General features: G+C 74.5%; 10 protein-coding genes. 5 read left to right on the top strand and 5 right to left on the bottom strand.

Annotated elements, in window-relative coordinates:
• The first annotated feature begins 98 nt into the window (after positions 1 to 98).
• A complete protein-coding gene (locus MNZ27_RS06695; protein ID WP_242393267.1) occupies positions 99 to 1,598 on the top strand; it encodes a nitrilase-related carbon-nitrogen hydrolase in 1,500 nt (499 codons plus the stop codon).
• A gap of 14 nt (positions 1,599 to 1,612) precedes the next feature.
• Here the strand turns inward: MNZ27_RS06695 and MNZ27_RS06690 are convergent, their stop codons facing one another.
• The 5 genes from MNZ27_RS06690 to MNZ27_RS06670 all read right to left on the bottom strand — a co-directional run bounded on the left by MNZ27_RS06690 (position 1,613) and on the right by MNZ27_RS06670 (position 12,341).
• A complete protein-coding gene (locus MNZ27_RS06690; protein WP_242393266.1) occupies positions 1,613 to 4,126 on the bottom strand; it encodes a cation-translocating P-type ATPase in 2,514 nt (837 codons plus the stop codon).
• Between the two features lie 13 nt (positions 4,127 to 4,139).
• Positions 4,140 to 5,513, bottom strand: a complete 1,374-nt coding sequence (locus tag MNZ27_RS06685) for a carbohydrate porin (protein WP_242393265.1) — start codon at positions 5,511 to 5,513, stop codon at positions 4,140 to 4,142.
• 181 nt (positions 5,514 to 5,694) lie between these two features.
• A complete protein-coding gene (locus MNZ27_RS06680) occupies positions 5,695 to 8,778 on the bottom strand; it encodes an efflux RND transporter permease subunit (protein WP_242393264.1) in 3,084 nt (1,027 codons plus the stop codon).
• Between the two features lie 21 nt (positions 8,779 to 8,799).
• Entirely contained in the window at positions 8,800 to 10,992 is a 2,193-nt protein-coding gene (locus MNZ27_RS06675) for an efflux RND transporter periplasmic adaptor subunit (RefSeq protein WP_242393263.1), read from the bottom strand.
• Positions 10,989 to 12,341 carry a TolC family protein gene (locus MNZ27_RS06670; RefSeq protein WP_242393262.1) on the bottom strand — a complete coding sequence of 451 codons (1,353 nt, stop codon included), beginning with the start codon at positions 12,339 to 12,341 and terminating at the stop codon, positions 10,989 to 10,991. Before MNZ27_RS06670 ends, MNZ27_RS06675 begins: the two co-directional genes overlap by 4 nt.
• Positions 12,342 to 12,636: 295 nt before the next feature.
• Here MNZ27_RS06670 and MNZ27_RS06665 point away from each other — a divergent pair, with 295 nt between their 5' ends.
• Genes MNZ27_RS06665 through MNZ27_RS06650 form a run of 4 tightly spaced genes read left to right on the top strand, consistent with a single transcriptional unit; the run spans position 12,637 to position 20,661 of the window.
• Positions 12,637 to 13,257, top strand: coding sequence for a MarR family winged helix-turn-helix transcriptional regulator (locus MNZ27_RS06665; RefSeq protein ID WP_242393261.1), 621 nt, complete (start codon positions 12,637 to 12,639; stop codon positions 13,255 to 13,257).
• Positions 13,254 to 14,462: an efflux RND transporter periplasmic adaptor subunit gene (locus MNZ27_RS06660; RefSeq protein WP_242393260.1), complete on the top strand. Its 1,209-nt coding sequence runs from the start codon at positions 13,254 to 13,256 to the stop codon at positions 14,460 to 14,462. The genes MNZ27_RS06665 and MNZ27_RS06660 overlap by 4 nt, the downstream gene beginning before the upstream one ends.
• On the top strand, positions 14,459 to 17,581 hold the full coding sequence (locus MNZ27_RS06655; RefSeq protein ID WP_242393259.1) for a multidrug efflux RND transporter permease subunit: 3,123 nt from the start codon (positions 14,459 to 14,461) through the stop codon (positions 17,579 to 17,581). Before MNZ27_RS06660 ends, MNZ27_RS06655 begins: the two co-directional genes overlap by 4 nt.
• Positions 17,578 to 20,661 carry a multidrug efflux RND transporter permease subunit gene (locus MNZ27_RS06650; protein WP_242393258.1) on the top strand — a complete coding sequence of 1,028 codons (3,084 nt, stop codon included), beginning with the start codon at positions 17,578 to 17,580 and terminating at the stop codon, positions 20,659 to 20,661. The genes MNZ27_RS06655 and MNZ27_RS06650 overlap by 4 nt, the downstream gene beginning before the upstream one ends.
• Positions 20,662 to 20,769: the final 108 nt, after the last annotated feature.

Genomic DNA, 20,769 nt, shown 5'->3' with positions numbered 1-20,769 from the left:
GGCGTCCCGGGGCGAGGCTCGCAGGGCCCGGCGCGCGTAGGTTCCTCCGTGTCGGCACCCGCTCGCATCGAGCTGCTGCGGCGCAGGAGGAGCTCGCCATGCCCCCGACGACCCCGACCACTCTCGCGCACGATCGGGCTCGCTCCGCGCCCGCCCAGGGCACGCCGCGCCCGCTCGCCGATCGCGCCCCCACCTGGGCCCTCGCCGCGGCGGGCGTCCTCCTCACCGCCCTCGCGGCGAACCGCGCGGGCGTGGCGCTCGCGGGCTGGCTCGCGCCGGTGCCCCTCGCGCTCCTCGCCACGCGGTGGCGAGGGGCCCGCGGCCGGTCGCTCCTCTGGGCCGCCTGCGTGGCCGGCAGCACGCTGCAGGCCCTCAAGATCGTGACTCCCCCCATCGGCCCGGGGTTCGCCGCCGCCTTCGGCGTCCCGATGGGAACCGTCACCTGGCTCACCCTCGTCCTGTGGGACGCGATCCGGCGCCGGGCCGGCCCGGCGTGGGGCGTCCACGCCTTCGCCGCGCTGACCGCCCTCGCCGACCTCGCCGGCGCGCGCTCGCCCCTCGGCGCGTGGGCGATCTCCACCGCGAGCCAGGTCGAGAACCTGCCGCTGCTCCAGGTCGCCTCGCTGGGCGGGCTCGCGCTCGTCGGCTTCGTGATGGCGTGGCCGATCGGCGGCGCCGTGTCGCTCCTCGTCGCCCCGCCGGGGCGGCGGCCCTGGGCGCACGCGCTCGCGGCCGCCGCGGCGGTGCTGCTCGCGCACGGGTGGGGCGCGCTGCGGCTCGCGGCGGGGGACGACGGCGCGCCGACGGTGCGCGTCGCCGGGGTGACGGTGGACTTCCCGGCACGCATGACGAGCATCGCGGACCTGCGCGGGAACGTGGACGCGCTCTTCGCGCGGTCCGCGCTGGCCGCCGAGGCCGGCGCGCAGCTCGTCGCCTGGAACGAGGTCGCGACGGTCGTCGAGCGCGAGGAGGAGCCCGCGCTCGTCGCGCGCGGCGCCGCGTTCGCGCGGGCGCACCGGGTGGATCTCGTGATGGCCTACGGCGTCGTCGTGTCCCGGGCGCCCCTCCGGATCGCGAACGTCTACCGGTGGCTCGGCGCGCGCGGCGAGGAGATCGAGACCTACGGCAAGCACTTCCTGCCGCCGGGAGAGCCGTCGCTCCGGAGCCGCGCGCCGCTCGCCGTGCACGACCGGCCGTGGGGCCGGGCCGCGGGGGCGATCTGCTACGACTACGACTCGCCGCCGCTCGCACGAGCGCACGCGCGGGGCGGCGCGGGGCTGGTCGTCCTGCCCTCCTCGGACTGGCGCGGGATCGATCCGCAGCACGCGCTCATGGCGCGCGTGCGGGCGATCGAGGGCGGCCTGTCCGTGGTGCGTCCCGTGCGGGCGGCGACCTCGATGGCGTTCGACCCGCTCGGCCGCGTGCGGGCGAGCCTCCCCGCCCGCGAGCGGAACGACCACGTCCTCCTCGCGACGGTCCCCTCCGCCCAGGTCCCGACGCCGTACGCCGCGGCGGGCGACTGGCCGGCGGCGCTCGCCGCGATGCTGGTGCTCGCGGCGTCCGTCGCCGCGCTCCGGCGGCGAGGCGCCGGGGGGTGACCGCGGCGACCGGCTCACCGCCTGCGCCGCGGCAGCGCCCGCCACGCCACCGAGGCGGCGGAGACGGCCAGCACGAGCGCCCAGTCCGACGCCTGGAGCGGCACGATCTGGAAGATCCCGGCGATGGCCGGCACGTGCATGAACAGCGGCAGCGAGAGCGCCACGCCGCCCCACACCCCCCAGAACCGCCAGGTCCGCGGGAGCGGCGCCGACCACGGCGGCCCGTCTCCGGCCCGCTCCGCCCAGACCTGGAGCAGGCTCCCGGCGATCACCACCGCGACCCCCAGGCTGCGCGCGTAGGCGACCCCCTGCGAGAGGTGAGCCGCGTAGGCCCACAGCGCCGCGATCATGAGGATCGCCCCGGAGGCGAGCGACCGCGCCGCGAGCCGCCCCGGCACGAGCGGCGCGCGCGGATCGCGCGGCGCGCGGCGCATGAGGTCGGGGGGCGGCGGCTCGGCCTCGAAGACCAGCGCCGAGACCGGGTGGACGATGAGCTCCAGCCAGACGAGGTGGACCGGCTGGAACAGCGCGGGCAGCCCGACGAGCGGCACCAGCAGCGCGAGCCCCGCGACCCGCAGCTTGAACGAGAGCAGGTAGAGGAACGCGCGCTGGATGTTGGCGTAGATCGCCCGCCCCTCGCGCACGGTCGCCACGAGCGCGGCGAAGTCGTCGTCGAGCAGGACGAGATCGGCCGCGGCGCGGGCCACCGGCGTGCCGCGGATCCCGAAGGAGACGCCGATGTCGGCGCGGCGGAGCGCGGGCGCGTCGTTCAGGCCGTCGCCCGTCATGGCGACGACCTCGCCGGCGCGCGAGAGCGCCTCCACGATGGCGTGCTTCTGCTCCGGGCGGACGCGGGCGAAGATCGCGCAGGTGCGGATGCGCTCCGCGCGCGCGTCAGGAGGGAGCGCGTCGAGCTCGTCCCCGGTGACGACGCCCTGGTCCGCGTGGGGGATCCCGGCCGCGTCGGCGATGGCGTGGGCCGTGAGCGGGTGGTCGCCGGTGACCAGCTTCACCCGGATCCCCGCCCGGCCGCACTCCTCCACCGCGGCGGGCACCTCCGGCCGGAGCGGATCCCGGAAGCCGAGCAGCCCGAGCAGCTCCAGCCCCGCCTCGTCCTCCTGGCGCACCCCCGTCATGTGCGCGCTCCGCCGCTCCGCCACGGCGAGCACCCGCATCCCCTTGGCCGCCAGCGCGGCGTTCGCCGCCTCGGCGCGGGCGCGCTCGCCGGCGGCCAGGCGGCAGTGCTCGAGGATCCCCTCGAGCGCCCCCTTGGCGCACAGGCGCCATGGTTCCGCCCCGCCCTCGGCGCGCCGCCAGACGTGCGACATGTGCTTGCCGACGGCGTCGAAGTCGTGGTCGTGGACGAGCTGCCACGCGGCGAGGAGCGGAGCGAGCCGCAGGCCGTGCTCGCCGCAGTGTGCCGCGATCGCGCGCTCCATCGTGTCGGCCGGCTCCGGCTCGCAGGCCAGGACCGCGGCCTCGAGCAGCGCGTCCTCCGACGCGCGCGGGGAGAGCACCTCGTGGGCGTCGAGGGCGAAGCGGCCCGCGGTGAGGGTGCCGGTCTTGTCGGTGCAGATGACGGTCGTCGAGCCGAGGGTCTCGACGGCCGCGAGGCGCCGCACCAGGACGCCGCGCCGCGAGAGGCGGAACGCCCCCATCGACAGGAAGATGGTGAAGACGAGCGGGAACTCCTCCGGGACGGACGCGATCGCGACGGACAGCGCCGTGAGCAGCGCGTGGTACACGTCGCCCCCGCGCCACAGGCCGAGCAGGAAGACCAGCACCGCGACCGCCACCGCGGCGAGGCCGAGGACGCGGAACATCCGCCTCGTCTTGCGCTGCAGAGGCGTCGCGGCGGGGACGGCCTCGGCGACGAGGTGGGCGATCCGCCCGAAGCGCGTGCGCGGCCCGGTGCGCGTCACCTCGCCGATCCCCTGGCCGGTCAGGACCAGGGAGCCGGCGAAGAACGCGTGCCCGGCGTCGGCCGGCTCCGGGGGCGCGCCCGCGGGGACCGCCTCCTTGCGGACCGGCTCGGACTCGCCGGTGAGCTGCGACTCGTCGAGGGTGAGGTTGGCGGCGCGGCGCACCACGCCGTCGGCGTGCAGGAGATCGCCCTCGCGCAGGAGCAGCAGGTCGCCGGGCACGATCTCCTCGCGCGGGATCTCGCGCTCGGCGCCGTCGCGGAGCACCCGGGCGCGAAGGCTCACGGCGGCGGCGAGCTTCTTCAGGGCGGCCCGCGAGCGCGCCTCGAGGAGGACGTCCACCCCGAGGACCGGCGCGATGGCGGCGAGGAGGATCACGCCGTCCTTCACCTCGCCGAGGAGCAGGTAGACCGCCCCGGCGATGGCGAGCATGATCGCCATCGGGTCGCTCACCAGCCGCAGGAGATCCCGCAGCCACTCCCAGCGATGGCGCTCGACGAGGCGGTTCGGGCCGAACGCGCGGAGCCTGCGCCGCGCCTCGGCCTCGGAGAGGCCGCCCGGCCCTGCGCCTTCCGGCGAGCTCGCGGCTGCGGAGCGCGGCTCCATCCTCTTCCTCGCGCTAGAGCGCCACGTGGACCCGGCCCGTGAGCACGTGGACGGGCCCGCGGTCGCGGTTGTAGCCCGGGTTCACGATCGGCTGGTAGTTCGCCCCGAGCGAGATCTCCCGCGTGAGGCCCGCCCGATAGTAGACCTCGCCCAGCACCTCCGGCCCGTAGCGGAGCGCCCCGTCGCCGAGGATGAAGCCGAGCCCGCCCGCGGCGAGGTAGCGGCGGTGCAGGGAGGAGAGGCCGCTCACCACCACCGCCGCCCCCGCCTCGTCGTTCGGGCGCCCCCAGCGCGCGCCGGACTGGACCGCGCCGGCGGCGAACGAGCGATCGATCTCGGTGAAGGCCCAGCTCTCGTTCTCCCCGTCGTTCCAGCTCACGCGCGCGAAGGCGGCGAGCCCGTGGCCGAGGTCCTGGTTCGCGCTCGCCGCGACCCCGAGCTTGGTCCGGCCATACGCGCGGGTCGTGGTCACGTCGGGCCGGGGCTCCTCCAGCGCCCGCGCGTAGCTGCCCATGTGGGCCTCGTTCAGGAAGAACAGCACGCGCGCCGCCCCCTCCCGCCCGGCCACGGCGTAGCGGCGCTCGACCTCGACGACCCAGGCGCGCGCCCGGTCGAGGCGCCACTCGAGCTGCATCTGGTTGGCGACCTTCGGCTCGAGGAAGATCCCGGCGCGCGCGGACCACCGCTCGACGGACAGGTCCGCGGCGGCACCCCAGGTGTACCCCTTCGTGTCGGCCGGGTAGTCGTAGGCGCCGGCGGCGAACAGGCCCCAGCTCATGAACCCAGTGTGCGGATCGTTCGAGACCGGGTTCGAGTCCACGAAGTCCGGGGTCGAGACCTTGCCGACCGTCAGGGTGAGCACGTCCCGGTCGCGGGTGCCGGCGAGCTGGGTCGGTCCCCCCTCGATCGCCACGCGCCCACCGCCGAGCCCGAAGCGTTGACGCAGGAACAGCTTCCCGACGATGACGGCCGGGGCCGGGTTGCCGACCCGATAGACCTCGCCGCTCGGGAACGCCGCGACGCCCAGCGTCGAGCCGAGCCCGCGCCCGCCGGCGAGCTCCGGCTGGAGGTACGCCTCCGCGCCGCGCCAGAGCCGGAGCCCGCCGAAGAGGTCCGTCACGACGGACGTGGCCGACTCATGGGAGGACCGCAGGCTGTTCGGGCCGGAGTAGCGCGCGCCGAACGCGGGGTGCCCCTGGGTGGCGATCGTCGCCTGGAAGTGCAGGCTCGCTCGCTCCTCCGGCGGCGCGGCCTCCGCCGGCGCCTCGTCCGCCTGCGCGGCGAGGTACGCCCCGGCCGGTGGTCCGCCGGCGCCTCCGCCTGCCCGGGCGCTCGCGCAGAGGAGGATCCCGAGCAGCGCGCCGAGCGGTCTCGTGTCCGGTCTCATCGAAGGGCCGCCCCCGAGAACACCGCCCCGTCCGCGATCCCCGCCGTCCCCGTCCGTATCACGCCGCGACCGGCGACGCCGCCGCCTTCGGGAGGCGCGACGCGCGGCCGCTCCGCCGGGGGCCGCCCGCGCGGCGGCGGGCGCGGGCTCCTCCCGCCTGGGGCCCGTGCCCGGGGTTCGCTCACCGGGGGACGTCCGGGAGCTGCTCGACCCCGTGCCGCTGGTGCGCCAGCACCAGGAGCGGCGGCTGCATGAGGCGGGTGAGCAGCGCGAGCGCGAGCGCGCCGCCGATGACGACGATGGCGAGCGGCTTCTGGGCCTGCGCGCCGATCCCCGTCGAGAGGGCCGCCGGGAGGAGCCCGATGAGCGCCACGAGCGTGGTCATGAGGCCCGCGCGGAACCGCTGGCGCGCCGCCGCCCGGGCGCCCTCGACCAGCCCGAGCCCCTCCTCCCACTTCCGCTGGGCGTAGGTGACGACCAGGATCGAGTCCTGGATGGCGATGCCGAAGATCGAGACGAAGCCCATCGCCGCCGACACCGAGAACGGCTCGCGGGCGACCATCAGCGCGATGAGCCCGCCGGTGCAGGCCACCGGGATCGAGAGCAGGACCAGCACCGTGTCCACCCAGCTCCGGACCGCGGCGTAGACCAGGAAGGCGATGAGGAAGATGGAGAGGGGGATGATCCAGGCGAGCCGGCCCATGGCCTCGCGCAGCTCGTTGATCTGCCCCGCCCACTCGAGGTGCGTCTCGGGCGGCAGGCGCACCTTCTCGGCGATGGCGCGGCGCGCCTCGTCGATGGTCGAGCCGAGGTCGCGGCCGCGCACGGAGAACTTCACGGGCGCGTAGCGGCTCCCGTCCTCCCGGTAGACGACCGAGGGCCCCTCCTCGAGATCGATGCTCGCGATCTGCGAGAGCGGGACCTGGCCGCCGCCGGGCGTCGCGACGCCGATGGAGCGGATGGCCGCGATGCTGTCGCGGTACGCCGGGAGCCAGCGGATCGTGAGCGCGAAGCTCCGCTCACCCTCGAACACCTGGGTCACGGCCTGCCCGCCGATGGCCGCCTGGATCACCGCCGCGACGTCGCCGGTGTTGAGCCCGTACCGGGCGCACGCGACGCGGTCCGGCACGATCCGGATGGAGGGCTGGCCCATCGAGCTGAACAGCCCGAGGTCCTTCACCCCCCGGATCCTGGACATGACGTCCACGATCGCGTCGGCGGTCGCCTCGTTCTTCGTCAGGTCGGGGCCGACCACCTTGACGCTGTTCTCGCCCTTCACCCCCGAGATCGCCTCCTCGACGTTGTCGGAGAGGTACTGCGAGAAGTTGAAGACCACGCCCGGGAAGCTCCGCGTGAGCTCGCCGTTCAGCTCGTCGGTGAGCCTCTCCTTCGTGAGGCCGCGGGGCCACTCCCCGTACGGCCGGAGCGGCGCGAACAGCTCGATGTTGTTGAAGCCCGCGACGTCGGTGCCGTCGTCCGGCCGACCGAGCTGCGAGACGACGGTGGTGATCTCGGGGTGCGCCTGGAGGATGGCGCGCATCCGGCCGACGTGCCGGGCCGACTCCTCGAGGGAGACCGACTTCGGGAGGGTGGCCCGGATCCAGAAGTTGCCCTCCTCGAGCTTGGGCATGTACTCCGACCCGAGGAGCGGGAAGATCACGATCGTGAGGAGGATGAAGACGAGCGGGGGGATGGGCGCGAGGCGCGGGTGGCGCAGCGCGAGGTCGAAGAGCGGATCGTAGATCCGGTGCAGGAGCCGCATGAGCGCGGTGTCCTTCTCCTCGGTGTCGGCGGAGAGGACGCGCGAGGCCGCGACCGGCGTGAGCGTGAGCGCGAGCGCGATGGCGCCCCCGATGGCGAAGGCGTAGGTGAGGGCCATCGGGCCGAAGATCACGCCCGACACGCCGGTCATGGTGAAGAGCGGCAGGAAGGCCACCGCGATGATGAGGGTGGAGAAGGCCATGGGCCGCCCCACCTCCGCGGCGGCGGCCCGGATGGCGTGGAACACGTTGCCGTGCGCGGCGCGCCCGAGGTGCCGGAAGACGTTCTCGACCATGATCACGGTCGAGTCCACCACGATCCCGAAGTCCACCGCCCCGAGCGAGATCAGGTTGGCGGAGGTCCCGGTGGCCACCATCCCGATGAACGCCGCGAGCAGGGCGAGCGGGATGTTGAGGGCGGTGACCACCGCGGCCCGCGCGCTCCCGAGGAAGGCGAGGAGGACCAGGGTGACGAGCCCCATGCCGACGAGGAGGTTCTCGAGCACCGTGCGCGTGGTGAGGTGGATCAGCGTGGAGCGGTCGTAGTACGGCACGAGCTCCATGCCCGGCGGGAGCAGGTGGTTGCGCCGGATGTACTCCACGCGGTCGTAGATCCCCTGGAGCGTGGACGAGGTCTCCGCCCCGTAGCGCATCAGCACGGTCCCCTGCACCACGTCGTCGTCGCGGTCACGCCCCACGACGCCGAGGCGCGGCGTGTGCCCGATCGAGACGTCGGCCACGTCGCGCACGCGCACCGGCACGCCGCCCTTCTCGAGCACCACCACGTCGCTCACGTCCTCCTCGGTGGCGATCAGGCCGACCCCGCGGACGGTGTACGACTGCGCGCCGACGGTGATCCGCTGGCCGCCCACGTTCCGGTTGGCGTTGGCGATCGCTGCGGTGAGCTGCGCGAGGGTCACGCCGCGGGCCCGGAGCCGGATGGGATCGACCTCGACGTGGTACTCGCGCGTCTCGCCGCCGAAGGTGGTGACGTCGATGACGCCGGGGACCTGCTTGAACTGCCGCTCCAGGATCCAGTCGGCGGCGGTCTTGAGCTCCTGCGTCGAGTAGCCCTTCCCCCGGACGTCGTACCGGAACACCTCGCCGATGGCGTTCCAGGGGGAGATCTGCGCCTGCACGCCGGCGGGGAGCTGGATGAACTGCAGCCGGTTGATCACCTCCTGGCGCGCCGCGGTGTAGTCGATGCTCCACTTGAAGTAGCACTTCACGTCGGAGAGGCCGTAGAGCGACTGTGACCGGAGGTGATCCAGCCCGGGCATCCCGGCGAGCCCCACCTCCAGCGGGATGGTGACGTACCGCTCGGCCTCCTCCGCGCTCCAGCCGGGCGGCTGGACGATGACCTCGACGAGGGGCGGCACCGGGTTCGGGTAGGCCTCGACCGGCAGGCGGCGGAAGGCGAAGAGCCCGAGGGCCACCAGGAGCAGCGAGAGGACGGCGACGAGCGCGCGGTACCGCAGCGCGAAGGTGACGATCCGCTGGACCATGCTGGACGGCGCCTCCTGGACCTAGAGCATCCCGAGGACGAAGATCGCGCCGCGCGTCACCACGCGGTCGCCCGGCCTCACCGCGCCCGAGATCGGGACCAGCCCGCCCGCGCGCCCCTCGTCCGCCGTGACGCGCCGGCGCTCGAGCACGTGCTTCCCGCCGGCGGCGCTCCGCTCGACGAACACCACCGTCTCGTCGCCGACCCGGAGGAGCGCCTCGCGGGGCACCGCGAGCAGGCGCGCGCCGGGGACCTCGATCCGGACCGGCTCGTACATCTCGGGCCGGAGGAGCCGCTCCCGGTTGTCCACCGAGCAGCGGACCTTCACGGTCCGCAGCTGGGGATCCACGACGTCGGAGACCCACTCGATCTTCCCCGCGGCGGCCCGCCCCGGGGTCGCGGCGGCGCGGACGGACACCGGGGCGCCGGCGCGGAGGCGCGGGAGATCCACCTCGTAGGCGTCGGCCAGCACGAGCAGCCGGCCGGGATCTCCCACCGTGAAGAGCTCCACGGGGTTCGCCGCGCTCGCGTACTGGCCCTGCACCTCCATGCCGGGGTTCACGTTGCGGGCGACCACCTCGCCGTCGATGGGGCTCGCCAGCAGGTACTCCTGCGTCACGCGATCGACCGAGCCCTCGCGCAGCAGGCGGGCCTTCGCGCGGGCCCGCTCCAGCTCGGCCCGGGCCTTCTGGAAGGTCGCCTGCGCCGCCTCCAGGTCGCGGCGCGCGCCCGCCCGCGCCTCGTACAGCTCCTGCTGGCGCTGCAGCTCGTGGCTCGCCTGCGCGAGGTCGGCCTCCGCCTTGACCACGTCGGCGACGGCGCCGCCCACGTCCGGCGAGAGGATGGCGGCGAGCGGCGTCCCCCGGCGCACCTTCTGCCCGGGCCGTGCCAGCACCCGCGTGACGCGGCCGGTGACCGGCGAGAAGACGTGGGTCACCCTGAGGTCGTCGAAGGTCAGGCGGCCCCCCAGCTCCACCGCGTCGGGGACATCCGACGCCGCGAGCGCCTTCACCTCCAGGCCCGCCGCGGTGAACTGCTCGTCCGACAGCTCCACGCGGTCGCCGCCCTCCTGCTTCGACGGTCCGTCGCGCTCCACGAGCACCGCGTCCCCCTCCGAGAGGCCGCCGGTCACCTCGACGAGCGGCCCGCCGTGATCGGCGATCCGGATCAGCCGGCGCTTCATCGCCCGGCGGCGTCCGGGCGCCACCCCGACGTCCACGTAGGCGAAGGCCGCCGTCCCGATGCGGGTGATCGCGCCGCGGGGGATCGCGAGGGCGCGCCGCGGCGCGGCGGCGATGGAGACCTGCGCGTACATCTCGGGCTTGAGCGCCTCGTCGTCGTTGGCGATCTCGGCCCGCACCCGGGCCGTCCGGAGGGCCGGGTCGAGCGCCGGCGCGATCCAGTCCACCCGCCCGCGGAAGACGCGCCCCGGGTAGGCGGCCACCTCGGCCGTGACGTCGGCGCCGATCGCGACGCGCGGGAGGTCGGCCTCGGCCACGTCGGCGAGGACCCACACCCGGCGGATGTCGCCGATGGTGAACAGCTCCACCGCCTGGCCGCCGGAGTACTGCCCCTGCACCTCCGCCCCGGGGTTCACCTGCCGCGCGATGACCTCCCCGTCGATGAAGCTCTTCAGCGTGTACTCCTGGGTCACCGCGTCGAGGCCGCCGGACCGGAGGAGCGCCGCCTTCTGCTGCGTGCGGTGGTACTCCGCCTCCGCCCGGCGAGCGGCGTCCTCGGCGGCCTCGAGCTCGCGCTGCGTCGCGGCCTCCACGCGCGCGAGCCGCCGCTGGCGCCCGAGCTCCGCCTCGGCCTGCTGCAGGTCCGCCCGGGCCTTCACCACGTCCGAGAACGCGCTGCCCACGTCGGGGGACTGGATCGCGACGAGCGGCGAGCCCTTCCGGACGCTCTGGCCCGGCTGCGCGAGCACCCGCGTGACCCGGCCGGTGACCGGCGAGAACACGTGCGTGACGTGCAGGTCGTGGAACGCGATTCGGCCGCCGGCCGCCACCCGCTCCTGCAGCTCGGCGCGCTCCGCCCGCGCGATGGTGGGCCCGCCCTCCACCGAGTCCGCGGCCACCCAGAGCTCGTCCTCCGGCGGCCCCGCGGGCCCGCCGCCCTGGCGCGCGCACGCCGAGAGCCCCGCGAGACCCGCGAGACCCGCGAGCCCCGCGGCCCCGATGACCAGGGCCGCCACCGCCCTCGAGCCCTTCATCGCAGCGACGCTCCGGTGGCCTGCTCGAGGCGGAAGATCGCTTGCCAGTAGCCGGCCATGTCCTGCAGGTACTCGAGCCGCGTCGCGATCCAGGTCCGCTGGGCGTCGAGGAGGTCCAGCAGCGACGCGGCGCCCTTCCGGTACTGGATGGTCACGAGGTCGAAGGCGGTCCTGGAGCGCTCGAGGAGCCCGCCCTTCTCCATCCGTTGCACGAGCGCACGCGAGGCCTCGTAGGCCGCCCAGGCGGATTCGACGTCGGAGACCGCGGTGCCCTCGGCCTTCGCGACCGTGAGTGACTGCGTGAGCCGGTCGGCCTCGGCCTTCTCGATCTCGCCCCGCTGCCGGTAGAAGATCGGCAGCGGCACCGAGACCCCGACGCTCCAGGTGGGCGGCGTGACCGCGGTGGGCGTGTTCCCCTCCTGCGCGTACGAGGCGGAGAGCGTCACGTCGGGGAACCGCAGCCGGCGCGCCAGGTCGACCGCCGCGCGGGCGCGCTCCGTCTGCCGCCGCGCGGCCAGCACGTCCGGCCGGGATTGCAGGGCCCGGGCGATCAGCGACTCCCGCGTCTCCGCCGCGAGCCGCGCCGGCGCCGTCGAGCGCCCCAGCTCTCCGGGGACCACCTCGAAGTCGGGGACCGGCCCGCGCACGCCCAGCAGGAACGCGAGCGCCACCCGCGCCGTCCGGAGATCGGCCTGCGCCCGGTCGACGGCCTGATCCGCCTCCAGGCGTGCGGTCTGGACGCGCGCCAGGTCCGCCTCGGAGATCGCGCCGGCGTCGTACCGGGCCTGCGTGAGCTCCACGGTCCGCGCCTGGGCGGCCGCCACCTCGCGCGCGAACTGGAGGCTCTGCGTACCGAGGACCGCTTCGACGAACCGCTGCTCGACCTGCGCCGCGAGGCTCCGCAGGGCGTCGTCGCGAGAGAGCCGCGCGGCGGCGAGCGCCTCGCGCGCCACCCGGGTCCGCAGCCCGCGCTTGCCGGTCAGGCTGTCGAAGACCGCCCCGCCGTCGGAGAGCGAGGCCGAGTAGGCGGGTGGGTAGGAAGGGCACGCCACCTCCGCCCCGACCTCGTTCGTGCAGCGCCCGGTGAGGAAGGACCGACCGTAGCCGAGCCCCAGCGTCGGGTTCGGGATGGCGCCGGCCGCCGCGAGGTCGCCCTCCGCGCCGTGCACCGCGGCCTCGGCCACCAGGAGGTCGAGCCCGCGCTCGCGGACCAGCGCGAGCGCGCGGTCGAGATCGAGCCGCGGCGGCAGCTCGAGCGGAGGGGGGACCTCCGGCAACGCTCCCGCCGGGCCGGGCAGGCCGGCGGAGGCGAGCAGCATCGCGGCTGCGAGCGACTGGACCCGACACATCGCGCGCGCACCCAGCAACCCTGGTGCCAGAGTCGTACCTGCCCCCGCCCCCGCGGAACAGGCCGGATGCGGGGCCCGCCGAGCCGCCGCCCTGGCGGGCGCGGCGCCGTGTCACAAGATCCTTTCGAAAGGACCTTCCCCCCCACGCCGGCCCCCGGGTCGGCCGGGCCCGGCGTCCGCCGCCCGGGACGGCCGATGCGGGGCGCGGGCCTGCCCGCCGTCGGAATTGCTTGCGCTCTCAATGGTTGCCCGCACAAGATCCGCGCGCCCCCACCGGGGGGCGAGGAGGTCCTCGATGGAGGAGCACGTCGGGCTGCTCATCGCGATCGCGCGGCGCCGGCTCGAGAAGCTCGCCGTGGCGCGCGCGGCGCAGCACCAGCTCTCGATGCCACAGTTCTGGTTCCTCGTCGCGGTCGCGGAGCATCCCGGCGCGTCCCAGGCGGAGCTGTGCGCCTGGCTCCATCACGACGCGCCCACCGTGTCGCGGCTCGTGACGGCGCTCTCCGGGCAGGGGCTGGTGCGGACGGAGGCGGATCCGCGCGACCGCCGCCGCACGCTGCTCGCCCTCACCGCGGACGGCGCGCAGCTCGCCGCCGGGCTCGCGCCGAGCGCGCGGGAGATCCGCGACGCCGCGACCGAGGGCATGTCCGCGCCGGACGTGGACCGGCTGCGCCGCGGGCTGCGGCGCGTGATCGCGAACGTCGAGGATCGCCTCGCGCGCGAAGCGGGGAGCCCGGGCTCCACGGGTGGCCTCACGACCGCCGCGCCGGCGCGGCGCGCGGGCGCGAGGGAGCGCCGCGGAGCGCTGCGGTTCGTGGCGGCGCGCGGCGGCGGTGCGGCGGCGAGGCAGACCGAGGTGCGGCGCCGGAACGGGCACGCGGCGATCGCGCGCCGCGGCGAGAGGACGGGACGATGACGCGGAGGCGGTGGGTGATGGCCGCGGTGGGCGCCCTGGCGATCGCGGGCGTGCTCTGGGGCGTCCACCGGCGCAGCGAGGTGCGGCCGGCGGGCGCCGGGTCGGCGGCGGGCGCGCGGCAGCCCGCGCGCGCGATCCCGGTCGCGGTGGCCACCGCCGCGCGGCGCGACGTGCCGATCTTCCTCGAGGGGCTGGGGACGGTCGTCGCCAACAAGACGGTCACAGTGCGGCCGCAGGTGGACGGGCGGCTCGAGGCCGTCCTGTTCCGGGAGGGCCAGGCGGTGCGCCGGGGCGACGTCCTCGCGCAGATCGATCCGCGGGCGTTCCAGGCCCAGCTCCACCAGGCCGAGGGCGCGCTCGCCCGCGACCGGGCCCAGCTCCAGAACGCCCGGCTCAACGTCGAACGCGACCGGCAGCTCGTGGCCCAGAGCCTCATCGCCCAGCAGCAGCTCGACACGGACCTCGCGGCCCAGGGGCAGCTCGAGGGCGCCGTGCGGATGGACCAGGCGGCGATCGAGACCGCCCGCCTCAACGTCGAGTACTCGCGGATCACCTCGCCGATCGACGGCGTGACCGGCATCCGCGTCGTGGACCCCGGCAACGTGGTGCGCCAGACCGACCAGAACGGCATCGTCGTCGTGACCCAGCTCGATCCGATCGCGGTCCTGTTCACGCTCCCGCAGGACGAGCTCGGTCCGGTCGCCGAGGCCCTCGCCGGCGGCCGGCTCGCGCTGGACGCGTACAGCCGGGACGGCTCCACGCTGCTCGGCACCGGCGAGCTCGCCCTCATCGACAACCAGATCAACCAGGCCACCGCCACCATCCGGCTCAAGGCGCTCCTGCCCAACCCCCGCCGCGTGCTCTGGCCGAACCAGTTCGTGAACGCGCGCCTGCACCTCCGCACGCGCAAGGGCGCGCTCGTCGTGCCGACGCTCGCGGTGCAGCGCGGGCCGAGCGGCCCCTACGTGTACGTGGTCGGCCGCGACGACACCGTCGCCCTCCGGCCGGTCGTGCTCGAGGCGACGCAGGGCGATCTCGCCGTCGTCGCGAAGGGGGTGGAGGAGGGGGAGCGGGTGGTGGTGGAGGGGCAGAACCAGCTCCGGCCCGGCGCGCGGGTCGTCGTCCGCGGGGCGGCCCAGCAGAAGGCGGGCGCCCCGGTCGCGCGTGACGGCGGCGGGCGCGGGGCGGCGGACGGGGCGCGATGAGCATCTCGGAGCCGTTCATCCGCCGGCCGGTCGGCACCGCGCTCCTCACGGTCGGGCTCCTCCTCGCCGGCGTGGCCGGGTACCGGCAGCTCCCGGTCTCGGCGCTCCCGCAGGTGGACTACCCGACGATCGTGGTCTCGACGGCGCTCCCCGGCGCGAGCGCCGAGACGATGGCGTCCGCCGTCACCACGCCCCTCGAGCGGCAGTTCGGGCAGATGCCGTCGCTCGCGCAGATGACCTCGGTGTCGAGCTTCGGCACCTCGCAGATCACGCTCCAGTTCACGCTCGACCGCGACATCGACGCCGCGGAGCAGGACGTCCAGGCGGCCATCAACGCCGCCTCGAACCTCCTCCCCCGCACCCTGCCCGCCCCGCCGACCTACGCGAAGAGCAACCCGGCCGACACGCCCATCCTCACCTTCGCGGTGAGCTCGAAGACGCTCCCGCTCGACCAGGTGGACGACTTCGCCGACTCGATCCTCGCCCAGAAGATCTCCCAGGTGTCGGGGGTGGGGCTCGTCACCATCAACGGCGGGCAGAAGCCGGCCGTGCGCGTCCAGGTGGACCCCGCCGCCCTCGCCGGGGCCGGCCTCACCCTCGACGACGTGCGCCAGGTGCTCGTCGCGGCGAACGTGAACCAGCCGAAGGGCAACCTCGACGGCCCGCGGCAGGACTACACGCTCGCGACGAACGACCAGCTCTACCGGGCGGAGAGCTTCCGATCGCTCGTGCTCGCGTACCGCAACGGCGCCCCCGTGCGCCTCGCCGACGTCGCCACCGCGATCGACGGCGTCGAGAACGCGCAGCTCGCCGGCTGGGCGGGCCGGGACCGCGCGATCATCCTGAACGTCCAGCGCCAGCCCGGCGCGAACGTCATCGAGGTGGCGGAGCGCGTGAAGGCGCTCATCCCCAAGCTCTCCTCGGCGCTCCCGCAGGGGCTCGAGGTGAAGGTCCTGAGCGACCGCACCGAGACGGTCCGCGCCTCGGTGGACGACGTGCAGTTCACCCTCGTCCTCTCCGTCGTCCTGGTCGTGGCGGTGATCTACGTCTTCCTGCGCAGCCTGCGCGCGACGATCATCCCCGGCGTCGCGGTGCCGCTCTCGCTCGTCGGCACGTTCGGGGTGATGTACCTGTTCGGCTACAGCCTCAACAACCTCTCGCTCATGGCGCTCACCATCTCCACCGGGTTCGTGGTGGACGACGCCATCGTCATGATCGAGAACATCGCCCGCTACGTGGAGCAGGGCGAGTCGCCGCTCCAGGCGGCGCTGAAGGGGTCGAAGCAGATCGGGTTCACGATCGTCTCCCTCACCGTCTCGCTCGTCGCGGTGCTCATCCCGCTCCTCTTCATGGGCGGGATCATCGGGCGGCTCTTCCGCGAGTTCGCCGTGACGCTCGCGATCGCGATCGGCGTGTCCGCCCTCCTGTCGCTCACGCTCACCGCGATGATGTGCGCGTTCCTCCTCGGGAAGCCCCCCCGGCCCGGCCCGGTCACGCGCGCGTTCGAGCGCGGCTTCGACCGCACGGTGGCGCTCTACGAGCGGACGCTGCGCTGGGTCTTCGACCACCAGCCGCTGACGCTCGCGATCACCCTCGCCACGCTGGCGCTGACGGTGGCGCTGGCGGTCGTCGTGCCGAAGGGCTTCTTCCCGGTGCAGGACACGGGCCTCGTCGTGGGCGTGACGGAGGCCCCCGCGGACGCGTCGTTCCCGAGCGTCATGGCGCGGCAGCAGGCGCTCGCCGAGGCGGTCATGGGCGACCCCGACGTCGTCACGGTCGCCTCCTTCATCGGGGCGGACGGGACCAACGCCACCCCCACCACCGGCCGGCTCTCCATCGCGCTCAAGCCCCGCAACGCCCGCGACGCGAGCGCCGCCGAGATCGTCGCCCGCCTGAAGGAGCGCGCCGCGGCAGTGCCCGGGATCTCCCTGTACCTGCAGCCGGTCCAGGACCTCCAGATCGACGCCCGTGTGAGCCGCACGCAGTACCAGTACACGCTCGAGGATCCGGACCTCCAGGAGCTCTCCGCCTGGGCGCCGCGGGTGGTCGCGAAGCTCGAGGGCCTCCCCGAGCTCCGCGACGTCGCGAGCGACCAGCAGGCCGGCGGGCTCCAGCTCGCGCTCACCATCGACCGCGACACCGCCGCGCGGCTCGGGATCCAGGCCCAGGCCATCGACGACGTGCTCTACGACGCCTTCGGGCAGCGCCAGGTCTCGACCATCTTCACCCAGCTCAACCAGTACCGCGTCGTGCTGGAGGTGAAGCCGGAGTTCCAGCAGAGCCCCGACGCGCTCGCGCACCTCTACGTGCGGTCGCAGACGGGCGACCTCGTCCCGCTCTCCGCCTTCACCCGGTTCGAGACCCGGACCGCCCCGCTGGCGATCAGCCACGAGGGCCAGTTCCCGTCGGTGACGATCTCCTTCGACACCGCCCCCGGCGCCTCGCTCGGCGAGGCGGTCGGCGCCATCCGCCGCGCGGAGGCGGAGCTCGCGCTCCCGGCCGGGATGCGGGCCGGGTTCTCCGGAGCGGCGCAGGCGTTCCAGGAGTCGCTCGCGAGCGAGCCGCTCCTCATCCTGGCCGCGCTCGTCACCGTCTACATCGTCCTGGGCGTGCTCTACGAGAGCTACATCCACCCCGTGACGATCCTCTCCACGCTCCCCTCGGCGGGCGTCGGCGCGCTGCTCGCGCTCCTCCTCACCCGGACCGAGTTCACGATCATCGCGCTCATCGGGATCATCCTGCTCATCGGGATCGTGAAGAAGAACGCGATCATGATGATCGACTTCGCCCTCGAGGCGGAGCGCGAGCAGGGGCTCGCGCCGCGCGACGCGATCTTCCAGGCTTGCCTGCTCCGCTACCGGCCCATCATGATGACGACGATGGCCGCGCTCCTCGGCGGCCTCCCGCTCGCCCTCGGCTCCGGGACGGGCTCGGAGCTGCGGCGTCCGCTCGGGATCAGCATCGTGGGCGGGCTGCTCGTGTCCCAGCTCCTCACCCTGTACACGACGCCCGTCGTCTACCTCTACATGGAGCGCCTCGGCCGCCTCCTGCGGCGCCGGCGGCGCGAGCCTCCGCGCGAGGCCGGCGCGCCCCCGCGGGCTGCCGCGAGCGGGCGATGACCCTCTCCGAGCCGTTCATCCGGCGCCCGGTCGCCACCACCCTCCTCGCCGCCGCGATCCTGCTCGGCGGGGCGGCCGCCTACACGCAGCTCCCGGTCGCGCCGCTCCCCCGGGTGGACTTCCCGACCATCAACGTGAGCGCCGGCCTGCCGGGCGCGAGCCCGGAGACGATGGCCTCGGCGGTGGCGACGCCGCTCGAGCGGCGCTTCGGCCGGATCGCCGGCCTCTCCGAGATCACCTCGGTGAGCTCGCTCGGCTCGACGAGCCTCACCCTCCAGTTCGCCCTCGACCGCGACGTGGACGCGGCCGCGCGCGACGTGCAGGCGGCGATCAACGCCGCGGCGGGCGACCTCCCCCCGAACCTCCCCACGCGCCCCTCCTACCGGAAGGTGAACCCGGCGGACGCGCCGATCCTCATCCTGTCGGTCACCTCGGACTCCCTGCCGCTCTCCCAGGTCTACGACACCGCCAACACGATCCTCGCCCAGAAGATCGCCCAGGTGCCCGGCGTCGGGCAGGTGTTCGTGGGCGGCGGCCAGCAGCCCGCGGTCCGCGTGCAGGTGGACCCGGTCGCGCTCGCTGGGACCGGGCTCGGGATGGAGGACGTCCGGAGCGTGCTCGCCCGCGGCACCCTCGATCAGCCGAAGGGCGCGCTCGTGGGGGCCGAGCGCACCCAGGTGATCGCCGCGAACGACCAGCTCGGGCGCGCCGAGACGTTCCGGCCCCTGGTGCTCGCGTACCGGGACGGCGCGCCGGTGCGGCTCGGCGACGTGGCGACGGTCCGCGACGGCGTGGAGAACGAGCGGGTCGCGGGCTGGATCGACGGCCGGCGCGGCGTGGTGATGCTCATCCGCCGGCAGCCGGGCGCGAACATCATCGACGTGATCGGGCGGGTGGAGGCGCTGCTGCCCGAGCTCACCCGGGCGATCTCGCCGGCGATCGACGTCCGGGTGGCGATGGACCGGAGTCGGACCATCCGCGCCTCGGTGGACGAGGTCCAGCGGACGCTCGGGATCAGCGTGCTCCTGGTGGTGCTCGTCGTCTTCGCGTTCCTGCGCAGCGCCCGCGCCACGCTCATCCCCAGCGTCGCCGTGCCGCTCGCGATCGTGGGGACGTTCGGCGGGATGTACCTGTTCGGCTACAGCCTCGACAACCTGTCGCTCATGGCGCTCACGATCTCCACCGGCTTCGTGGTGGACGACGCCATCGTGGTCACCGAGAACGTCACGCGCTACATCGAGGCGGGCGAGCCGCCCATGGCCGCGGCGTTGAAGGGCGCGCGCCAGATCGGGTTCACCATCGTCTCGATCACGGCGTCGCTCCTCGCCGTGTTCATCCCGCTCCTGCTCATGGGCGGGATCGTGGGCCGCCTCTTCCGCGAGTTCGCGGTCACCCTGAGCCTCGCGATCGCCCTCTCGGCGATCATCTCCCTCACCCTCACCCCGATGATGGCGTCTCGCCTGCTCCGGCCCGCGCGCGACGTGGAGCACGGGCGCGCGTACCGCGCGTCGGAGCGGATCTTCGCCGGGATGCTCCGTGCGTACGATCGCGGCCTCCGCTGGGTCCTCGACCACGCCCCGCTCATGCTCGCGGTGACGGCCGGCACCGCCGCGCTCACCGTCTACCTGTACGTCGTCGTGCCGAAGGGGCTCTTCCCGCAGCAGGACACGGGGCAGCTCGCCGGCATCTCGGACGCGCCGCAGGACGTCTCCTTCCCGGCGATGCGGGAGCGGCAGGAGCGGGTGAACCAGGTGGTGATGGCCCACCCCGCGGTGGATCACATGGTGTCCTTCATCGGCGGCGGCACGCTCAACACGGGCAACGTGTACATCGCGCTCAAGCCCACGTCGGCGCGCACGCAGACCGCGGATCAGGTCATCGGCGAGCTGCGCCCGAAGCTGGCCCAGGTGCCGGGGATCGCGCTCTACCTCCAGTCGGTCCAGGACGTGCGGGTGGGCGGCCGCTCCTCGCGCACCCAGTACCAGTACACGCTCCAGGACGCGAACCTGGACGAGCTGAAGGAGTGGGCGCCGCGCCTCCTCGAGAAGCTCCGGGGGCTCCCGGAGCTCCGCGACGTCGCCACCGATCAGCAGTCCGCGGCCTTGCAGCTCTCCATCGAGATCGATCGCGACACCGCCGCGCGCCTCGGGATCACCCCGCAGGCGGTGGACCAGGCGCTCTACGACGCGTTCGGGCAGCGGCAGGTCGCGACCCTGTACGGGCCGATGAACCAGTACCGCGTCGTCCTGGAGGTGAAGCCGGAGTTCCAGCGCTCGCCGGACGGGCTGCGCCAGATCTTCGTCTCGACGCCGACCGGCGGGCAGGTCCCGCTCTCCGCGATCGCGCACTGGGGGCCGTCGGCCACGTCGCTGTCGGTGAACCACCAGGGGCAGTTCCCCGCGATCACCCTCTCCTTCAACCTCGCGCCCGGCGTGTCGCTCGGGCAGGCGCTCGAGGCGGTGCGCCGGGCGCAGCAGCAGATCGGCCTCCCGGCGGGCGTCCACGCCGCGTTCCAGGGCACCGCGCAGGCGTTCATCGACTCGCTCGCGAGCGAGCCGCTCCTCGTCCTCGCCGCGCTCGTCGCGGTCTACATCGTGCTCGGGGTGCTCTACGAGAGCCTCGTCCACCCCCTCACGATCCTCTCCACCCTGCCCTCCGCCGGGGTCGGCGCGCTGCTCGCGCTCATGCTCTTCAAGAGCGACTTCAGCGTCATCGCCCTCATCGGCGTCATCCTCCTCATCGGTATCGTGAAGAAGAACGCGATCATGATGATCGACTTCGCGATCGAGGCGGAGCGCACCCAGGGCCTCTCCACCCGCGAGGCGATCCACCAGGCTTGCCTGCTCCGGTTCCGCCCGATCATGATGACCACGATGGCGGCGCTCCTCGGCGGCCTCCCGCTCGCGCTCGGTCACGGCGCCGGCGCCGAGCTGCGCCAGCCGCTCGGGATCACCATCGTGGGCGGGCTCCTCCTCTCGCAGCTCCTCACGCTCTTCACCACCCCGGTGGTGTACCTCGCCCTCGATCGCTTCACCCGCCGGCAGCGCGGGCCGCGCGCCGCGCCGGCCCCGGCCGCTTGACGGCGGCCCCCGACTCGCGTCGAGCTTCCGCGGCGCGCGCCGCCTGGCGTGGCCATCCGCCGTGCCCAGGTCGAGGCGCCCCCACGACACGCCCGGAAGCGCCGTGGC

It is taken from the genome of Anaeromyxobacter oryzisoli, assembly GCF_022690765.1.
Lineage (GTDB): Bacteria > Myxococcota > Myxococcia > Myxococcales > Anaeromyxobacteraceae > Anaeromyxobacter > Anaeromyxobacter oryzisoli.
Note: the sequence above shows the minus strand (reverse complement) of the source record. Positions and strands in the feature narration are given on the sequence as shown.

Bases quoted from the DNA above. Each gene is read 5' to 3' on its own strand.
- MNZ27_RS06695 (WP_242393267.1), top strand. From the start codon at position 99: ATGCCCCCGACGACCCCGACCACTCTCGCGCACGATCGGGCTCGCTCC.
- MNZ27_RS06690 (WP_242393266.1), bottom strand. From the start codon at position 4,126: ATGGAGCCGCGCTCCGCAGCCGCGAGCTCGCCGGAAGGCGCAGGGCCG.
- MNZ27_RS06685 (WP_242393265.1), bottom strand. From the start codon at position 5,513: ATGAGACCGGACACGAGACCGCTCGGCGCGCTGCTCGGGATCCTCCTC.
- MNZ27_RS06680 (WP_242393264.1), bottom strand. From the start codon at position 8,778: ATGGTCCAGCGGATCGTCACCTTCGCGCTGCGGTACCGCGCGCTCGTC.
- MNZ27_RS06675 (WP_242393263.1), bottom strand. From the start codon at position 10,992: ATGAAGGGCTCGAGGGCGGTGGCGGCCCTGGTCATCGGGGCCGCGGGG.
- MNZ27_RS06670 (WP_242393262.1), bottom strand. From the start codon at position 12,341: ATGTGTCGGGTCCAGTCGCTCGCAGCCGCGATGCTGCTCGCCTCCGCC.
- MNZ27_RS06665 (WP_242393261.1), top strand. From the start codon at position 12,637: ATGGAGGAGCACGTCGGGCTGCTCATCGCGATCGCGCGGCGCCGGCTC.
- MNZ27_RS06660 (WP_242393260.1), top strand. From the start codon at position 13,254: ATGACGCGGAGGCGGTGGGTGATGGCCGCGGTGGGCGCCCTGGCGATC.
- MNZ27_RS06655 (WP_242393259.1), top strand. From the start codon at position 14,459: ATGAGCATCTCGGAGCCGTTCATCCGCCGGCCGGTCGGCACCGCGCTC.
- MNZ27_RS06650 (WP_242393258.1), top strand. From the start codon at position 17,578: ATGACCCTCTCCGAGCCGTTCATCCGGCGCCCGGTCGCCACCACCCTC.